This window comes from Bradyrhizobium sp. HKCCYLRH3059 (assembly GCF_051168035.1).
Classification (GTDB): Bacteria; Pseudomonadota; Alphaproteobacteria; order Rhizobiales; family Xanthobacteraceae; genus Bradyrhizobium.
The window spans coordinates 63,293-81,316 of sequence record NZ_JBNPUF010000002.1 but is presented as its reverse complement, the minus strand read 5'-3'; the positions used below and the strand labels follow the sequence as shown (position 1 = coordinate 81,316).

Here is an 18,024-nt window from a genome sequence, read left to right as displayed (position 1 = left end):
ACGCTTCGCTTCCCGCATCATATTGCCGCACGGGCGACTGCGAACGGCAACGAGGAGCATCAGCAGGCACTTGATTCGCCTGAGGCAGATCCGACATCTGCCTCAGGGTGCTTGGGCTAAAGGCACTTGCCGCGATGCGGCATGCGACATCTGTGTCAGCCGTGCTGTTTGGTTGCGGGCTGGGAACATAGGTCTGCTTACGGTAGAGACTTGACCTGCGAACGGTCTACGTTCACACGCGCCGGGCCAAACAGGGAAGATGCGTTCCGAGCACATGACGGCCAGCGCGACATCGACCGAAGGACAGGACACCGCGAGCACGTCGGGGTTTTGGGGGCTGACGCTAGGCAGCATCGGCGTGGTGTTCGGAGACATCGGCACCTCGCCCCTCTACGCCTTTCGCGAGGCCGCGCACGGCGCTGCTCAGGGGCACCCGGTGTCGCGGATCATCGTGCTCGGCGTGCTCTCGCTGATCCTCTGGTCGCTGTTCATCGTGGTGACAGCCAAATACGTCCTGCTGCTGCTCCGCGCCGACAATAACGGCGAGGGCGGAACGCTGTCGCTGATGGCGCTCGGACAGCGGGCTTTGGGTCGGCGCAGCCTGTTCCTGATGTCGCTGGGCGTGATCGGCGCTTCGATGTTCATCGGAGACTCGATGATCACGCCGGCGATCTCGGTGTTGTCGGCGGTCGAAGGCCTCAAGCTCGCCGCGCCTGCGCTCGAGCATTATGTCGTGCCGCTGACCGTGTTCATCCTGGTCGTGCTGTTCGCGGTCCAGAGCAAGGGGACGGCGCGCGTCGCCTCCGCCTTCGGCCCGGTCATGGTCACGTGGTTCACCGCCCTCGCCGTGATGGGACTGGTCCACATCCGCGACGACCCCTCGGTGCTCGCGGCCATCAATCCCTATTATGCGGTGCAGTTCCTGCTCTCGCACGGCACGATCGGCCTGGTCACCCTGGGCGCGGTGTTCCTCGCGGTCACCGGCGGCGAGGCGCTCTACGCAGATCTCGGTCATTTCGGCCGCAAGCCGATCCAGTCGGCCTGGCTGTTCTTCGTGCTTCCGGCGCTGCTGATCAACTATTTCGGGCAGGGCGCCCTGGTGCTGTCCGATCCCGCCGCGATCGAGAATTCGTTCTACCGGATGGTGCCTGAACTGTTGCTGCTGCCGCTGGTGGTGCTGGCCACCGCCGCGACTGTCATCGCGAGCCAGGCCGTGATCACGGGCGCCTATTCGCTGGTCAGCCAGGCGGTCCAGCTCGGCCTGCTGCCGCGTTTCGAGGTGCGCTATACGTCGGAGAGCCATGCCGGCCAGATCTATCTGCCGCGGGTCAACCGGCTGTTGCTGATCGGCGTGCTGCTGCTGGTCCTGCTGTTCCGGACCTCGAGCAATCTCGCCTCCGCCTACGGCATCGCAGTGTCCACCACCATGGTCGCCGACGGCATCATGGGCTTCGTGGTGATCTGGAAGCTGTGGAACTTGCGTGCGGCCGTGGCGGCTGCCGTGATCGCTCCCTTCGTCATCGTCGATATGACCTTCTTCAGCGCCAACCTGCTGAAGCTCCTCGAAGGAGCCTGGGTTCCGCTGCTGTTCGGTGCCGCGATGGTCGTGACGATCTGGACCTGGCGTCGTGGTTCGGCGATCTTGGTGCTCAAGACGCGCAAGATCGAGGTTCCGCTGGATGACCTGATCACCAGCCTGGAGAAGAGGCCTCCTCACATCGTCAAGGGCACGGCGGTGTTTCTCACGAGCGATCCGACCTCGGTGCCGACCGCATTGCTGCACAATCTCAAGCACAACAAGGTGCTGCACGAGCACAACGTGATCCTGACCATCGAGACCGCGCAGACGCCGCGGGTCGATGTCTCGGAGCGCGTGCGCATGGAGAAGATCAGCGAGAAGTTTTCCAAGGTGCGGCTGCGCTTCGGATTCATGGAATCCCCGAACGTGCCGCGCGCGCTCGCGGTGGCGCGCAAGCTCGGCTGGCAGTTCGACATCATGTCCACGTCGTTCTTCGTCTCGCGCCGCTCGTTGAAGCCATCGTCCCAGTCGGGCATGCCGGCCTGGCAGGACCATCTCTTCATTGGTCTGAGCCGGTCGGCCAACGACGCCACGGATTATTTCCAGATTCCCACGGGCCGGGTCGTCGAGGTGGGTACCCAGGTAACGATTTGATCGGTTGGTCTTCCCTGATGTCTCGTGTATGCCTAAATGCATGGCTGAGGCGCATTCCCGACAGGTCCGTCGCAACGCGCTGCCGCTATAAGCCGCGCGCTCTGCCGCGTTGTGCAGTGAAGCATTAACGAGTCCTCGAGGGGGCTACCCCATGACAGTCGACGTCGCAGCTACGCCCGCGGAAGCGCCGGCGACCAACGGGCATGGCAACGCCCATTCCACGGCGAGCTTCGCGGCGCTGACACTGGGAAGCATCGGTGTCGTCTATGGCGACATCGGCACCAGCCCGCTGTACGCGTTGCGTGAAGCGGTCATGGCTGCGAGCAGCAGCGGCGAAGCTGCGCCTCACGCCGTGATGGGGGTGATCTCGCTCATCCTGTGGGCTCTCATCGTCGTCGTGACCCTCAAATACGTCGTGATCCTGCTGCGCGCCGACAACCACGGCGAGGGCGGCACCCTGGCGCTGATGGCGCTCGCCCAGCGTGCGGTCACGCGCGGCGCCAGCGTCATCGTTCTGCTCGGTATCGTCAGCGGCGCGCTGTTCTATGGCGACGCGGTGATCACGCCGGCCCTGTCCGTCCTGTCGGCGATCGAGGGCATCAAGCTGGTGACGGCGGCGTTCGATCCCTACGTCGTGCCGCTCACGGTCATCATCCTGGTCATGCTGTTCGCGGTCCAGGTGCGCGGCACGGCCAAGGTGGCGGCGTTCTTCGGCCCGATCATGCTGATCTGGTTCCTGGTGATCGGGATCGCGGCGTTGCCGCCGATCCTGCACCATCCGGAGGTGCTGTGGGCGATCAACCCGCTGCATGCCGTGACCTTCATGCTGCATCACGGGATCATCGGCTTCATCACGCTCGGCGCGGTGTTCCTGGCCGTCACCGGCGCCGAGGCGCTGTATGCCGACCTCGGCCATTTCGGCAAGCGGCCGATCCAGACCGCCTGGCTGTTCATCGTGCTGCCGTCGCTGGCGCTCAACTATCTGGGGCAGGGGGCGCTGGTGATCGCCGACGCGAAGGCGATCGAGAACCCGTTCTTCCTGATGTTCCCGGATTGGGCGCTGATCCCGATGGTCGCGCTCGCCACCATGGCGACCGTCATCGCGAGCCAGGCCGTCATCACCGGTGCCTATTCGCTGACCCGGCAGGCGATCCAGCTTGGCCTGCTGCCGCGCTTCGAGATCCGTCACACCTCCGAAGCGCATTCGGGCCAGATCTACATTCCGCGCATCAACAAGCTGCTGCTGATCTCCGTCATGCTGCTCGTGCTGATGTTCAAGTCGTCCAGCGCGCTGGCCTCGGCCTACGGCATCTCGGTCACCGGCACCATGGTCGTGACGGCCATGATGGGCTTCGTCGTGATCTGGAAGGTCTGGCGGTGGTCGCCGTTCGCGGCCGCCGCGCTGATTGCGCCGTTCCTGTTCCTGGACCTGACCTTCCTGGCGGCGAACCTCCTGAAGGTGTTCGAAGGCGGCTGGGTGCCGCTGGCGCTGGGCGGCTTCGTGATGACGCTGATGTACACGTGGCGGCGCGGCAGCCGGCTCTTGTTCGACAAGTCGCGGAAGCTCGAATTCCCGCTCGCCGATCTCGTGACCATGCTTGAGAAGCGTCCGCCGCAGCGGGTGGCCGGTACGGCCGTGTTCCTGACCAGCGATCCCTTGAGCGCGCCGACCGCGCTGATGCACAGCCTCAAGCACTACAAGGTGCTGCACGAAAAGAACGTGATCCTGACGATCGAGACCGCGCCGACGCCGCGCATCGAGCCGTCCGAACGCGTTCGCCTCGAGCAGATCAGTCCGACGTTTTCCAAGGTGACGTTGCGCTTCGGCTTCATGGAATCGCCCAACGTGCCGCGCGCCCTGGCGATCGCGCGCAAGCTCGGCTGGCAGTTCGACATCATGTCGACCTCGTTCTTCCTGTCGCGCCGTGCGCTGAAGCCGGCTGCGCATTCAGGCATGCCGCGCTGGCAGGATCACCTGTTCATCTCGATGAGCCGCTCCGCCAACGATGCGACCGACTATTTCCAGATCCCGAGCGGGCGGGTGGTGGAGGTCGGCACCCAGGTTACGATCTGAGCTCGAGACCCATCCCGTCAGCGTGCCGAAGCGCTTGATTTTCGCAGCGTCTGGGGTGAGTTTGGCGGCCGGATCAGGGCCGATACGGCCCCGCTGAAGGCTTGGAGGATGGGCGTGGCTGTTGTGCACGATTTGACCCCGCAGGACGTGGCCCAGGGGATCGCGGAAGGGCGAATTCTTCTGGTTGACGTGCGCGAGCCGAATGAAGTTTCCGCGGAAGCCTATCCCGACGGCGTCGTCGTTCCGCTGTCGGGCTTCGACCCGAAGCTGATCCCGGATCCCCAAGGCAAGGACGTCGTGTTCGCCTGCCGCTCCGGCAAGCGCTCGGTGACGGCATCGCTCGCCGCGCAGGCCGCCGGGCTGCCCTACGACAAGCATCTCCAGGGCGGTATGCTCGGCTGGAAGGCGGCCGGCCTGCCGACCAGGACCGGCGGCTGACAGGCGATCATGATCTCGCAGAACAAGGTCTTCGCCGACCTGCCCGTCACCATTTTCGAGCAGATGTCGCAGCTCGCGCGCGACAACGACGCCATCAATCTGGGGCAGGGCTTTCCCGACGATCCGGGCCCGGAGGATATCCGCCGCGCCGCAGCCGACGCGGTCCTCAACGGCTATAATCAGTATCCGTCGATGATGGGCCTGCCGGAGCTGCGCCAGGCCATCGCCGCGCACTACAAGCACTGGCACAAGCTCGATCTCGATCCGATGAGCGAGGTCATGGTCTCCTCCGGCGGCACCGAAGCGCTGACGTCGGCGATCCTGTCGGTGGTCGAGCCGGGCGACGAGGTGATCTGCTTTCAGCCGGTCTATGATTCCTATCTGCCGATCATCCGCCAGGCCGGCGGCATTCCGCGCCTCGTCCGCCTCGAGCCGCCGCATTGGCGGCTCTCGGAGGAGATGCTGCGGCAGGCGTTCTCACCAAAGACCAAGGCGGTGCTGTTCAACAACCCGCTCAACCCAGCCGCGGTGGTCTACCCGCGCGAGGACCTCGAGCTGTTGGCACGCTTCTGCCAGGAGTTCGACGCGGTCGCGATCTGCGACGAGGTCTGGGAGCACGTCGTGTTCGACGGCCGCGCGCACATTCCGCTGATCGCGATTCCCGGGATGCGCGACCGCACCATCAAGGTCGGCTCGGCAGGCAAGATCTTCTCGTTGACGGGCTGGAAAATCGGCTTCGTCTGCGCCGCGCCGCATCTGTTGCGCGTGGCCGCCAAGGTGCATCAATTCCTGACCTTCACGACCGCGCCGAACCTGCAGGTCGCGGTCGCCTACGGCCTCGGCAAGTCGGACGACTATTTCGTCAACATGCGCAGCGAGCTTGCGCGCAGCCGCGACCGGCTCACGGCCGGTCTCGAAAGCCTGGGCTTTCCCGTGCTGAAGGCGCAGGGAACCTACTTCCTGACCGTCGACCTTTCGCCGCTCGGCCTCAACGAGACCGACGAGCAGTTCTGCCGCCGCATCGTCCACGACTACAAGGTGGCCGCCATCCCGGTGTCGGCGTTCTACGAGACGGATGCCGTGACCTCCGTGGTGCGGTTCTGCTTTGCCAAGAAGGACGCAACCCTGGATACGGCGCTGGAGCGCCTGTCGGACGCCATCCACCGGCGCTAGGAGACAAGTGATGACGCGCGGCTGCATGGGTTCGGCTCTGGCGCTGGCCGTCGCGGCGTTGACGCTTTCCGTACCGGCGGGGCGCGCCGAGGAGCGCGTCGTCAACTTCTACAACTGGTCGAACTACATGGCGCCCGGTGTCCTTGACGACTTCACCAAGGAGACCGGCATCAAGGTGGTCTACGACACGTTCGACGCCAACGAGACCCTGGAGACGCGGCTGCTCGCCGGCAAATCCGGCTACGACGTCGTGGTGCCGACCGCGTACTTCCTACAGCGCCAGATCAAGGCAAAAATCTTCCAGCCGCTCGACAAGTCGAAGCTGCCGAATCTCGCCAATGCCTGGCCTGTCGTGACCGAGCGTCTCGCCACCTACGATCCCGGCAATCAGTTCGCCGTCAACTACATGTGGGGCACGACCGGGATCGGCTACAACGTCAAGGCGGTCGAGAAGATCCTGGGTCCCGGCGCGCGGATCGACAGCTGGGACATGGTGTTCAAGCCGGAGAATCTCGCCAAGTTCAAGGATTGCGGAGTCCACATGCTGGATTCCGCCGACGACATCTTTCCGGCCGCGCTGAACTATCTCGGCATCGACCCGAACTCGACCAAGCAGGCCGACCTGGAGAAGGCGGCAGAGGTGGTCGGCAAGGTCGCACCATCGGTGCGCAAGTTTCATTCGTCGGAATATCTCAGCGCGCTCGCCACCGGCGAGATCTGCCTCGTCGTCGGTTGGTCCGGCGATATCATGCAGGCGAGGAGCCGTGCCCAGGAAGCGAAGAACGGCATCGAGATCGGCTATGCGATCCCGAAAGAGGGCGCGCAGATGTTCTTCGACAATTTTGCGATTCCCGCCGACGCCCAGCACGTCGCCGAAGCCTATGCGCTGATCAACTACCTCTACCGCCCGGAGGTCGCCGCCAAGAACTCGGACTTCCTGTCCTATGCCAACGGCAACCTGGCCAGCCAGAAGCTGATCGACCCGAAGATCCTTGGCGACAAGAACATCTATCCGGACGACGCGACCTTGAAGAAGCTGTTCGTCATCACCGCACGTGAGCCGGCGACGCAGCGGATCATCAACCGGCTCTGGACCAAGGTGAAGACGGGCAGGTGATGACTCCCGTCATTCCGGGATGGTGCGCAAGCACCAGACCCGGAATCTCGAGATTCCGGGTTCGATGCTGCGCATCGCCCCGGAATGACGAGACTTGATCGCTTGGTTTGATCTGACAAATCGGTTGAGATCGATCACGTCATCCGGTGCATCGCGCAGAGCTTGTTGCCGTCGAGGTCGCGCAGGTAGGCGAGATACAGCTTGCCGGCCGAACCTTCACGAACACCAGGCGGGTTTTCGCAGGTGGTGCCGCCGGCTTCGAGCCCCGCCGCATGCCAGGCGTCGGCCTGTTCGGGCGAGCTGCAGGCAAAGCCGATGGTGCCGCCATTGGCAGGGGTCGCGGGCTGGCCGTTGATCGGCTTCGACACCGAGAAGATGCCGGTCGGTGTGATGTAGAAAATGCGGTGGCCGTCGACCCTGGCGGGGCGCACGCCCAGCGTCCCCAGCAGCTTGTCGTAGAAGGCCTTGGCCTTGTCGAGGTCGTTGGTGCCGATCATCACGTGCGAAAACATTCGCGCTTGTCCTCCCTGGAGCTTCCGAACAGCCGTCGGATACGCGGCAAAGGTAGCGAGCGGCGATGGAAGAGGTAAGAGTTTTCTTCGAATGGCCCGTCAGCGGTAGAAGATGCTGCAGTCCCACTTCCTCGTGGTGGAATTTGCCCGGGCGCCGACTACCGCCAGCGCCGGTGCAGCCAGAGCCATTGCTCGGGATATTCGCGGACCCAACTCTCGACGACGTCGGTGACCGCCTGCGTCGTGCCCTGGATGTCGATCTGACCGTCGGCCGTCCGGACCGGCGTCACTTCCTCCGATACTTCGGCGCGGAAGCGATTGCCGGGAAGGCGGATGATGCGGACGCCGTGCACGGGGCATTCGACCTGGCGTAACAGACGGGCCAGCATCGGATTGGCGCGGGTCTTGCGGCCGAAGAAGGTGACCTCCACGCCGCCGGTCAGGTACTGATCGACCAGCATCGCGACGTGCTGGCCGTTCTTGAGCGCCTGTGCCAGCCGCAGCGGCGCATCGCGGCCGGCCGGGACGAGTGTGCCCATCTTGACCTGCCGTATCTCCTGGATGATGCGGTCGGCGGCGGCGATGTTGGGTCGACGATAAAGGATCGCCGTATCGAGCTTATGGGCGACCGCCGCCAGCGCCGGCATCTCCCAATTGGCGAGATGGCTGGCAAAGATCAGGGCTGGCTTGCCGTCGAGACGGAGCTGATGAAACAGCTCATGGGTGCGCGGCGACAGCTCGATCCGGCTGCGCTCGGGATGCGCCTCGTCGTAATCCCAGATCTTGTCGAGATGGGCGAACTCGGCGCCGACGCGGCCGAGATTGTCCCACACGCCGGCGAGGATTCTCTCGATCTCCTCGGGCGATTTCTCCGGGAAGGCCGCGGTGAGATTGTCGCGACCAATGCGCTGCTCGCGCAGGCGTGGCCCGATCATCTGCGCAATGCGCGCGAAGCGGTCGGCCGTCTTCTGCGGGTCGAAATAGCGCGTGGTCCTGAGCATGCCGACCGTCAGCGCGCCGACGGCGGAAGCCCCGGCCGACTTCACGGCTCGGCGGATCACGAGCTTGGTCCGGAGGGGCAGGAGACTCATCGATGGCAGCGGCGGATCAGGCCGGTTCGCGCGTCAGGATCAGCGAGGCGTTCTGGCCGCCGAAGCCGAACGAATTCGACATCACGGTGGTGACGCGCGCATCGCGGGCCTTGTTGCCGACGACGTCGAACAGGATCGCGGGATCCGGAATGTCGTAGTTGATGGTCGGCGGAATGCGCTGATGCTCGAGCGTCTGCAGCGAGAAGATCGCCTCGACCGCGCCGGCTGCCGAGATCGTGTGGCCGACCATCGACTTGTTCGACGACACTGGAATCTTGCTGGTGTGCTCGCCGAACACGGCGGAGACGCCGACATATTCCATCTTGTCGTTCTCGGGCGTGGCGGTGCCGTGGGCATTGATATGGTCGATCTGCTCAGGGGCCATGCCGGCATCGGCGAGCGCCTTGCGGATGCAGCCGATGATCGGCTTGCCGTCCGGCGAGGAACGGGTGCGGTGGAAGGAGTCGGTCAGCTCGCCGCAGCCAGCGACGACGCCGAGGATCTTGGCGCCGCGCGCCACGGCCGCGTCGTAGCTTTCCAGCACCAGCGCGCCGGCGCCCTCGGCCATCACGAAGCCATCGCGGTTCTTGGAAAACGGCTTGGAGGCGGCCTGCGGCGGGTCGTTCTGGGTCGACAGCGCCGACAGCAGCGAGAAGCGCACGAGCCCTTCCGGATTGACCGAGCCTTCGGTGGCGGCGCATAGCGCGACGTCAGTCTCACCGCGTCGGATGGCTTCGACGCCGAGCTGGATCGCGGTCGCGCCGGAGGCGCAGGCGGTCGACAGCGAGATCGGCGAGCCCTTGGTGCCGAAGGTGTCGGACAGCGAATCGGCGACCGAGCCGAACAGGAAGCGGTGGTGATAGTTGACGAACTTGCCGCCGCCGCAGACCTTCAGCAGGTCGTCATAGGTGAACTGAGTGCCGCCAACCTCATGCGCGAGCTCCAGACGCTGGGGCCACTCGATCTCGACGGGCGCCACGGCGAGAAACAGCGGGCCCGGAAAATCGCCCTTGCTGCCGATTCCAGCCTGCGCGATGGCTTCCTCGACAGCCATGTGACCGAGCCGCTCGGACAGTCCCGTCGACGTGAACGGCGCCACGGGGACGAAATCGACCGTGCCGGCCATGGTCGTCTTCAAGCCGTCGATCGGAAACCGCGTGATGGTGCGGATTCCGGACTCGCCGGCCACGAGCTTGTTCCAGTTATCGGACTTGCCGGCCCCAAGGGAGGTCACGATGCCCATCCCGGTCACGACCACGATGGGGCGTCCAAACTTGTCGCGTACACTCATGATGTCCCCCGTCGTGTCTTCTTAAGGCCGTGCCGCGTTCACTTGACTGCTTCGACCAAGGCCATGCCTTCGCCGCGGTAGTGGCCGGCGCCGACCACCACGATCTGGGCCGGAGCATCCTTCATGTCGGTCTCCACGCCCGAGGCGTCACCCGGCGCGAACAGCGCGCCGCGCGAGATCGAGAGCGCAGCGAGCGCGAGACCGAGCGCGAACTGCGCCTCCATCGAATGGCCGAAGCGGGTCCCGCTCGAGCGCACCGCGAACGCCTTGTGATGGTCGAGGAATGCGCGCTCCTCCGACGTCACCGGCTCGGCGCCGGTCGCGCCGGTGATGATGGCGCCGGGGGCCCCGTGGACATCGAGCGCCGACCACAGACGGTCCAGCGTTCCCGTCACCGCGCCTGCCTCCTTGCGGCGGGCGCGGTCGGCGACGACCTTGCTGAGCCGGGCCAGCGGCTTGGCGCCGCGGGCCTCGGCATGCGGCCTGGATTCCAGCACCAGGAACGCGCCGGCCGATCCGAGCGCGAAGCCCGGATGGTCCTTGCGGGACCAGACCGGCTTGAATTCGTTCTTCAGATTGTAGTCGCCGAACTCGTACAGCACGAGCAGATCCTTGCGCTCGCCATTGTGCGAGCCGCCGACCAGCGCGATGTCGCTCTGGCCGCCGGCGATGCGGGCCAAAGCGATCTTGAACGCGTCGACGCCCGCAACCTCCTCGCCCATGAAGGTGCGCGAGGTGCCGCAGACGCCGTGCGAGATCGCGATGTTGCCGGCGAGCAGGTTGGACAACTGCGCCAGGAACAGGGTCGGGCGCAGGTCGCTCATCAGCCGATCGTTCAGGAAGCCGGGCGTGCAATTGCCCTGGGCTTCCGCGTTGAGGATCGCGGTGTCGACGGAGATGTCGCGCTCACCGCCGCCCGCGGCGACGATCATGTCCATCCGCGACAGGATGTCCTTGTTGCCCTTGAGGCCGGCGGAATCCAGCGCAAGCCCGGCGGCATAGGTGCCGATGCGCTGCCACGCCTCCATCTGGCGCTGCTCCTTCTTCGGGATCTGCGCTTCCAGATTCACCTTGGCCCAGGGATGCACGATGTAGGGCGCGAAACCCTGCTCATCGACGTTGATCCGGCCGGAGTTGAGGGCGTCCCAGTTCGCATCGAGTCCCTCGCCAAGCGAGGTCGCAAGACCGATACCGGTGATCCAGACTTCGACGGGTTCGGAGGTCACGGCTGTCGTCTCACTCATCGCTGCAGGACCTGTTGCGGAAAGCCGACGCGCTCGGCGACGGCGTCCATGTGCCCGCGCAGCTCCGGATTGGGGAAGGGGACGTGACTGAAAGTGATGGTCGCATTCGAACGCAGTTTGCCACCGACCTTCACGCGCGCTTCGGTCATGGCGTAACCGGAGCCCTCGTGCAGCACGTTGGCCTCGACGGTCAGCACCTCGCCCGGCGACACGAAGCCGCGCATCTTGGCCTCCTTGACTGCGGCAAGGAACGGCATCCGCTCGAACTTCATCAGCGCGAGCAGCAGCCAGCCCGATGTCTGCGCCATCGATTCGATCAGGAGAACGCCGGGCATGATCGGATAGCCCGGGAAATGTCCTTCGAAGATCGTGCTTTCGGTGGGGACCTTGGCTTCGACGGTGATGGTCTTCTCGTCCAGCCGAAGATCGAGAATGCGGTCGATGAGCAGGAAGTATTCGATCTGCATGGCGGGCGCTCACGCGCCCTTGGCGGCGACCAGCTCGTCGATGCGGGCGCACAGGTTCTTCAGCACGAAATACTGCTCGGTGCTGGCTTTGCCGTCGTTGACTTCCTGCGTCCACTTCTCGAGCGGCAGCTTGATCCCGAAGGCCTTGTCGATCGCAAATGCGATGTCGAGGAAATCGAGGCTGTCGATGCCCAGATCGTCGATGGCATGGCTATCCGGCGTGATCGTGTCGCGCGGGATGTCGCAGGTTTCAGCGATGATCGTGGCGACCTGATCGAATGTTGAGGACATCACTAAGCCTTTGATATTTTGGAGCTAATCCGGTAGGTGGCGACGGGAGGACACCGCGCCCCCGGGGCCGTCTGATGCGAGCCCTTCTACCCCCGTCGCCCGGGAGTCGTGTGCCCGTATATCGGAGCGACGCGGTGAGTTCAATGGAGCCGGACACGGCGGTTGTGGCGGGATTGTGATGCCCCGTCGGCCGCGGCAGCCGCGTCCAGCAGGGGGATCAGGGCGTGTAGGTCTCGGTGATGATGCGGGCGCAGTCGCGCCGTCCGGTCAGCAGGCAGTCCTGGGTCTTGCGCAGGTCGGCAATGCTCATCGCCAGCCAGATGCCGATCGCGGTCAACGCGACCGTGAAGGCGATGGCGGCGATGTTGGCCAGGATGCGGTGACGGAAGTCATCGGGCTCCTCGCGGGGCTGCTCATACCGGGAGAGATCGAGTGTCGGCCGCTCGCCCCGATGCAGCTGAATCGGCGGACTGCCGCCCTCGGTGACGCGCCGCACCGGACTGCTGCGCGGCCGGAACGGCACCACGCGATGCTCCTCCTCCGCTGCAATGGGGCGCTGGGACTTCATGCCTCGACTCCGATGGTCCTTTCTAGCACGCGGGCCCAACCTCTCACAAAGAAACTTTGCCATAATTGAGCTGCATCAGCAAAGCATCTCGCTCCTCGGATGCATCCAATCGGCGCCCGCTCCGCGGGTGATTGGAACCTGCCGCGGCCCGGTCCGAACGGCGTCGCAGCTACGGGCAGATGCGCTGGAACGGCTCGGCAGGCGTGGCATAATGCTGATCATCCCCCGGAGCCCAGCCATGGCCAATACCCGCGATCCGCTGCTTCATCCCGTGCCGATCCTGTCCCTGCGCCCGACGCAGATGACCGTGGGCATGCGCGAGGTGAAGGAGAAACGCGAGCGCTGGCGCGAGCACAAGTCGAAGAAGAAGCAGGCCGAGCTGCTCGGCAAGCACATGATCCCGGTGGTGCTTGGTCCCGATGAGCGGCACTACGTCGTCGACCACCATCACCTCGCCCGCGCGCTCCATGACGAGGGCGTCAAGGACGTGCTGGTCACGGTGATCGGCGACCTCTCGATGGTTGATCGCGAGGCGTTCTGGGGCGTGATGGACAACAAGCGCTGGGTCTATCCTTACGACGCCAAGGGCGAGCGGCGGCATTTCAAGGATCTGCCGAAGTCCGTCGCGAATCTGAAGGACGATCCGTTCCGCAGCCTGGCCGGCGAGCTGCGCCGCGCCGGCGGCTTCGCCAAGGACACGACGCCGTTCAGCGAGTTCCTATGGGCCGACTTCCTGCGCCGCAAGGTCAAGCGCAAGACGGTCGAGACCCATTTTGCCGCCGCCATGGAGCACGCGCTGGCGGCCGCAAAGAGCCACGACGCGGTCTATCTGCCGGGCTGGTGCGGGCCGGCGTCGGACGACTGATCGTCTCACTTGGTCTTCGGCAGCCGCCCCATCAGGTAGAACTCGTCGTTGGGCCGCATGCCCGTGACATTCGCGATCCGGTTCGACAGCGCGAAGAACGCCGCGATCGCGGCGATGTCCCAGATATCGTCGTCGCCGAAGCCGTGGCCGGCCAGCGCCTTGAAATCGGCATCCCCGACCGTTTGCGCCTCGAGCGCCACCTTCATCGCGAAATCGAGCATCGCCCGCTGCCGTGGCGTGATGTCGGCCTTGCGGTAGTTGATCGCGATCTGGTCGGCGATCAGGGGATTCTTGGCGCGGATGCGCAGGATCGCGCCGTGCGCGATCACGCAATATTGGCACTGGTTGGCGCTCGAGGTCGCGACCACGATCATCTCGCGCTCGGCCTTGGTCAGCCCGCCGTCCTTCTCCATCAGCGCGTCGTGATACGCAAAGAACGCGCGGAACTCGTCCGGCCGGTGCGCAAGTGTCAGGAACACGTTGGGCACGAAGCCGCTCTTCTCCTGCACGCCGAGCAGGCGGGTGCGGATGTCGTCCGGCAGCGCATCGATTGCGGGGACGGGGAAGCGGCTGATGGCGGGCTGGGTCATGGCAACGGGTCCGGCATGCGTGGCAGGGGGCGAACCTTAGTCGATCGCGGCGCAGGCGCAACGGGCCAGCTCGGTCCATCACCCGCCAGTGGTGGAGCGCCCGCAACGCCTCCTCGGCAGCCGTCGTCGGTCGGGATTAAAGAGGGGCCGCCGCCGGCTTTAGCGCAGCGGCTTCTTCAGCAGGGAGAAGCGGTCCGGGTCGAGACCCATCGACGGCTGCAGCATTGGCGCGTCCAGCGAGGCGGACAGGCTGCCGCGATCTCCGAGGTTGCCGGCGCCGCTGTCGCCGCTCGACGCGTCCCGGCTCGAGGTCGCTCCGCGCCAGCGCTCCAGCACGGCACTGACGAAATGCATGTCGTGTCCGGCATTGACCGAGCGGACGGTGGCGATCGTCGCCTCGCTGCGCGGCAATTGATGCAGCGGCACCTCCTTGAAGCGCAGCCGGGTCGGCAGCGCGACGCCTTCGCCGAACGCCAGCACCTCGCGGGTGCCGAGCGAGGGAACGAAGGAGAGCAGGTTGGCGGCGGCATCCGACACCGCCGAACGCAGCAGCGACTGGTCGCGCTCGTTGGCGAGCCGCATCGTGAACAGCGTGTTGCACTGGGAGATGATGGTGGCGTCGAGCTCGGCCGGCCGCTGGGTGATCAGGCCGAGATAGACGCCGTATTTCCGGCCTTCCTTGGCGATGCGCGAGATCGCCTTGCGGGTCGGGCCGAAGCCGATCGAGCGGTCGGCCGAGGCGTAACGGTGCGCTTCCTCGCAGACGAACAGCAGCGGCGAGACGCCGTCGCTCCACAGGCCGAAATCGAACGCCATGCGGCACACGACCGAGACCACGGAATCGACCACCTCGGCCGGGAAGCCGGCGAGCTGCATGACCGTCATCGGCCGGCCGTTGGCCGGCAGGCGGAACAGGTGGCTGATGACCTCGGCCATGGTGTCGCCGCCGACATTGGCGTTGTCGAACATGAAGGCGTAGCGCGGGTCGTTGCGTACCGTCTCGATCCGCGAGATCAGCTTGTGATAGATGATGCGCGAGGAGCGGTTCTCGAGCTTGCCCATGCGCTCGTCGATCAGGTTGATCAGGTCGACGAGGCGGTAGGGCACCGGCGTATCGACGGTGTAGCCGACGGTCTTCGGGTCGATGCGCTTGAGCCCGATGCGGTCCGTGTTCTGGTATTGGGTGTAGATGCCCTTCGCCAGCGGGATCACTTCGGCCAGGATGTCGAGCTCTTCCGGCACGCCCGGTCGGCCGCCGAACAGGACGTCGACGATCTCCTCGAAATTGAACAGCCAAAACGGCAGCTTCAGGTTGCGCGGGTTCAGCACCAGCGCCTTTTCACCAAAGCAGCGGCCATATTCGTTGTGGACGTCGAGCAGGAAGATGCGCAGGTTCGGCCGCGCCTTCAGGATCTCGTTGAGCAGCAGCGACACGCCGGTCGATTTGCCGACGCCGGTCGAACCGAGCACGGCGAAGTGCTTCGACAGCATTTCCTCGACATTGACACAGGCGCGCACGGAGGTGTCCTGCTGCAGCGCGCCGATGTCGATGTGGTCGCCGGCGGTCGGCGTGTAGATCGTGCGCAGCTCCTCGCTCGTGATCATGTCGACGGCGTCGCCGATGGTCGGGTAGTGGGTGACGCCGCGCTGGAACTTGGGCCGTTCGGCCGGCCCGAGAATCTCGCCGAGCAGGTCTACCGAAGCCGTCGCGACGTATTCGTTGGCACGCGAGAGGTCCTCGCTGGTCACCTCGGTGATGATCGCAATGATCGTGGCGCTCGGGCAGCGAATGCTGATGAAACGGCCGACTGTCGCGCGGATATCGGAGACGTTCATCTGCTGTGTCGACAGAATGCCGACGCGGGCCTGGGAGCCCCGCACCGAGATCACGCGTCCGAAGGATGTCACGGTCATGAAACCTGTGGTGAATTGTTGAATTGACACCTTCTCTGCTGGGACTGGAAAATTTGTTAAGCGGGCAACGTTTGTGACTGCGCCGCCCGCCCAGCCCGATGGTCGGAGGGTCGCGCGGGGCGTTGCGATCGCACCTCCTCAATGGGACCTAAGGCCTTGCACTGTAAGGCTTTCTCCATCCTTTCCTCAAGCGTCGCGCGAACCGTTCGGGTTAACGTCCGGTTCACCATCTCCAAGGCTCTTCCTGAACGGCTCTTCGGCTGTGGAGGCCCCGGCGCCGAAAGAAACCTGGAGGGGCTGCCGCGCCAATCCGAACCTCCCGCCGCTCAGCGATTTGATCGCAATCAATCTGGAACCCGGGCGTGCCGGCTATATTTTTCCCGTCAAGCGCGAGGGAGCGGATGCCGGCCGATCAACGAAATCGGTCGCGCCCATGCCGTTGCGGACCCGATCCTCGCGTGAAGCAGGAGGATGATGTTATGGCTGAACCTACCAAGCTGCCCGTCAACACCGAGAAGGCAGGTGCGCCATCCATGCAGGGGTGGCGGCCGTTCGAGAACCTGCGCCGCGAGATCGATCGCGTGTTCGAGGACTTCCATGGCGGGATCTGGCGCACGCCGTCGTTGTTCGACCAACTGCCGGGCCTGGCCCGCGCACGGTCCTTTGCCGTGGCGCCGGCGGTCGACGTCGCCGAGCACGACAATGCCTATGAGGTCACCGCTGAGCTGCCCGGCCTCGACGAGAAGAACGTCGAGGTGAAGGTTGCGAGCGGCGTGCTCTCGATCAAGGGCGAGAAGCAGGAGGACAAGGAGGAGAAGAAGAAGGACTATTACGTCCGTGAGCGCAGCTTCGGCTCGTTCGAACGCTCCTTCCAGATCCCCGACGGCGTCGACACCGACAAGATCGAGGCTGTGTTCAAGCAGGGCGTGCTCAAGGTCACCCTGCCGAAGAAGCCCGAGGTACAGAAGGCCGCCAAGACCATCGACATCAAGGCGGCGTGACCGCATCTCGTGGCTGTCCGTCCCATGATCATGGGACAGACGATGGATCGGACACCAAGGAAGGGCCGCGCGTGCGGCCCTTTTTTTCGCGGAGCTGCAGGGGTAATCTGCCTTCCAAGCAAACGGTCGGCGATGCCGGCTGGGGGAACGACCGGAAGGGAGACGAGAGGATGGGCAAGCTCGCACTGGCGGCCAAGATCACGCACGTGCCGTCGATGTATCTCAGCGAGCTGGATGGTCCGGCCAAGGGCAAGCGACAGTCGGCGATCGACGGTCATATCGAGATCGGCCGGCGCTGCCGCGAGGCCGGCGTCGACACCATCGTCGTGTTCGACACCCATTGGCTGGTCAATGCCGGCTACCACATCAATTGCGCGCCGCATTTCGAGGGGCTCTACACCTCGAACGAGCTGCCGCACTTCATCGCCAACATGACCTATGAATACGACGGCAACCCGGAGCTGGGCCACATCCTCGCCGAGGGCGCCAACGCCCATGGCGTCGCCACCATGGCCCACGATGCGACGTCGCTGGCGCTGGAATACGGCACCTTGGTGCCGATGCGCTACATGAACCCCGACCGCCACTTCAAGGTCGTCTCCGTCTCGGCGCTGTGCACCTCGCATTATCTCGCCGACAGCGCCAGGCTCGGCTGGGCGTTCCGCCGCGCGGTCGAGGATCATTACGACGGCACGGTGGCCTTCTTCGCCTCGGGCTCGCTGAGCCATCGCTTTGCCCAGAACGGCACCGCCGACGAGTATCGCGACCGGATGTTCAGCCCGTTCCTGGAGCGGCTCGACCACGAGGTGATCCAGATGTGGGAGCACGGCGAGTGGCCGGATTTCTGCGACATGCTGCCGGAATATGCCAGCAAGGGCCATGGTGAGGGCTTCATGCACGATACGGCCATGCTGCTGGGCGCGCTCGGCTGGAACCACTACGATCGCGGCGTCGAGGTGGTGACGCCGTTCTTCCCATCATCGGGGACGGGCCAGATCAACGCGGTGTTTCCGGTCTCGCCGATGCCGCAGGCGCTGGACGACGTCGGCCGGCCGCGCGCCGCCGCACTCGCGGGCGGTCGGCTGTAGCGCCTCTCACCAGACCCGCATGCCCGAGCATCTCGATGATGTCCTCGGGATAGACCTGATCGGCGGTCGCCGTGAGCTCGGCTGTTCGCCGCCGTTTGCTCGGTGTTGAATGCTCGGTGTTGAACCG

At 64.9% G+C, this 18,024-nt stretch carries 17 protein-coding genes; 8 read left to right on the top strand and 9 right to left on the bottom strand.

Going from position 1 to position 18,024, the window contains the following annotated elements:
- The first annotated feature begins 274 nt into the window (after positions 1 to 274).
- From ACQR13_RS07325 to ACQR13_RS07305, 5 genes are all read left to right on the top strand, one after another.
- Positions 275 to 2,173 carry a potassium transporter Kup gene (locus ACQR13_RS07325; protein ID WP_316171287.1) on the top strand — a complete coding sequence of 633 codons (1,899 nt, stop codon included), beginning with the start codon at positions 275 to 277 and terminating at the stop codon, positions 2,171 to 2,173.
- Positions 2,174 to 2,324: 151 nt separating this feature from the next.
- The gene (locus tag ACQR13_RS07320; protein ID WP_315714497.1) at positions 2,325 to 4,247 is read left to right on the top strand and encodes a potassium transporter Kup; all 1,923 of its coding nucleotides are present in this window, start codon (positions 2,325 to 2,327) and stop codon (positions 4,245 to 4,247) included.
- Positions 4,248 to 4,355: 108 nt separating this feature from the next.
- Positions 4,356 to 4,685: a rhodanese-like domain-containing protein gene (locus tag ACQR13_RS07315; protein ID WP_315714496.1), complete on the top strand. Its 330-nt coding sequence runs from the start codon at positions 4,356 to 4,358 to the stop codon at positions 4,683 to 4,685.
- Positions 4,686 to 4,694: 9 nt separating this feature from the next.
- Positions 4,695 to 5,858 carry an aminotransferase gene (locus ACQR13_RS07310; RefSeq protein WP_316202160.1) on the top strand — a complete coding sequence of 388 codons (1,164 nt, stop codon included), beginning with the start codon at positions 4,695 to 4,697 and terminating at the stop codon, positions 5,856 to 5,858.
- Positions 5,859 to 5,868: 10 nt separating this feature from the next.
- Entirely contained in the window at positions 5,869 to 6,975 is a 1,107-nt protein-coding gene (locus ACQR13_RS07305; RefSeq protein WP_316202159.1) for a polyamine ABC transporter substrate-binding protein, read from the top strand.
- 134 nt (positions 6,976 to 7,109) lie between these two features.
- Here ACQR13_RS07305 and ACQR13_RS07300 read toward each other — a convergent pair whose 3' ends face one another.
- The 7 genes from ACQR13_RS07300 to ACQR13_RS07270 form a co-directional block, all read right to left on the bottom strand.
- On the bottom strand, positions 7,110 to 7,487 hold the full coding sequence (locus tag ACQR13_RS07300; RefSeq protein WP_315714493.1) for a VOC family protein: 378 nt from the start codon (positions 7,485 to 7,487) through the stop codon (positions 7,110 to 7,112).
- A gap of 158 nt (positions 7,488 to 7,645) precedes the next feature.
- Positions 7,646 to 8,578 (bottom strand): lipid A biosynthesis lauroyl acyltransferase, encoded by a 933-nt coding sequence (locus ACQR13_RS07295; RefSeq protein ID WP_315827374.1) that lies wholly within the window; start codon positions 8,576 to 8,578, stop codon positions 7,646 to 7,648.
- 16 nt (positions 8,579 to 8,594) lie between these two features.
- The gene (locus tag ACQR13_RS07290; RefSeq protein WP_409977896.1) at positions 8,595 to 9,869 is read right to left on the bottom strand and encodes a beta-ketoacyl-ACP synthase; all 1,275 of its coding nucleotides are present in this window, start codon (positions 9,867 to 9,869) and stop codon (positions 8,595 to 8,597) included.
- A 38-nt stretch (positions 9,870 to 9,907) separates the two neighbouring features.
- Positions 9,908 to 11,113 carry a beta-ketoacyl-ACP synthase gene (locus ACQR13_RS07285; protein ID WP_315827375.1) on the bottom strand — a complete coding sequence of 402 codons (1,206 nt, stop codon included), beginning with the start codon at positions 11,111 to 11,113 and terminating at the stop codon, positions 9,908 to 9,910.
- Positions 11,110 to 11,580 carry a 3-hydroxyacyl-ACP dehydratase FabZ family protein gene (locus ACQR13_RS07280; RefSeq protein ID WP_315714490.1) on the bottom strand — a complete coding sequence of 157 codons (471 nt, stop codon included), beginning with the start codon at positions 11,578 to 11,580 and terminating at the stop codon, positions 11,110 to 11,112. Before ACQR13_RS07280 ends, ACQR13_RS07285 begins: the two co-directional genes overlap by 4 nt.
- Before the next feature lie 9 nt (positions 11,581 to 11,589).
- On the bottom strand, positions 11,590 to 11,871 hold the full coding sequence (locus tag ACQR13_RS07275; protein WP_006609130.1) for an acyl carrier protein: 282 nt from the start codon (positions 11,869 to 11,871) through the stop codon (positions 11,590 to 11,592).
- A 217-nt stretch (positions 11,872 to 12,088) separates the two neighbouring features.
- The gene (locus ACQR13_RS07270) at positions 12,089 to 12,439 is read right to left on the bottom strand and encodes a hypothetical protein (RefSeq protein ID WP_315714489.1); all 351 of its coding nucleotides are present in this window, start codon (positions 12,437 to 12,439) and stop codon (positions 12,089 to 12,091) included.
- Positions 12,440 to 12,677: 238 nt separating this feature from the next.
- Here ACQR13_RS07270 and ACQR13_RS07265 point away from each other — a divergent pair, with 238 nt between their 5' ends.
- Positions 12,678 to 13,304, top strand: a complete 627-nt coding sequence (locus tag ACQR13_RS07265; protein WP_316171235.1) for a ParB-like protein — start codon at positions 12,678 to 12,680, stop codon at positions 13,302 to 13,304.
- 5 nt (positions 13,305 to 13,309) lie between these two features.
- Here ACQR13_RS07265 and ACQR13_RS07260 read toward each other — a convergent pair whose 3' ends face one another.
- Positions 13,310 to 13,894, bottom strand: a complete 585-nt coding sequence (locus ACQR13_RS07260; RefSeq protein WP_315714487.1) for a peroxidase-related enzyme — start codon at positions 13,892 to 13,894, stop codon at positions 13,310 to 13,312.
- A 159-nt stretch (positions 13,895 to 14,053) separates the two neighbouring features.
- Positions 14,054 to 15,808 carry an ATP-binding protein gene (locus ACQR13_RS07255; protein ID WP_315827377.1) on the bottom strand — a complete coding sequence of 585 codons (1,755 nt, stop codon included), beginning with the start codon at positions 15,806 to 15,808 and terminating at the stop codon, positions 14,054 to 14,056.
- Between the two features lie 479 nt (positions 15,809 to 16,287).
- Between ACQR13_RS07255 and ACQR13_RS07250 the strand changes: the two genes are divergently transcribed.
- Both ACQR13_RS07250 and hpaD read left to right on the top strand, forming a co-directional pair.
- On the top strand, positions 16,288 to 16,809 hold the full coding sequence (locus ACQR13_RS07250; protein WP_315714485.1) for an Hsp20/alpha crystallin family protein: 522 nt from the start codon (positions 16,288 to 16,290) through the stop codon (positions 16,807 to 16,809).
- Between the two features lie 170 nt (positions 16,810 to 16,979).
- Positions 16,980 to 17,897, top strand: coding sequence for a 3,4-dihydroxyphenylacetate 2,3-dioxygenase (gene hpaD / locus ACQR13_RS07245; protein WP_316203787.1), 918 nt, complete (start codon positions 16,980 to 16,982; stop codon positions 17,895 to 17,897).
- Positions 17,898 to 18,024 lie beyond the last annotated feature (127 nt).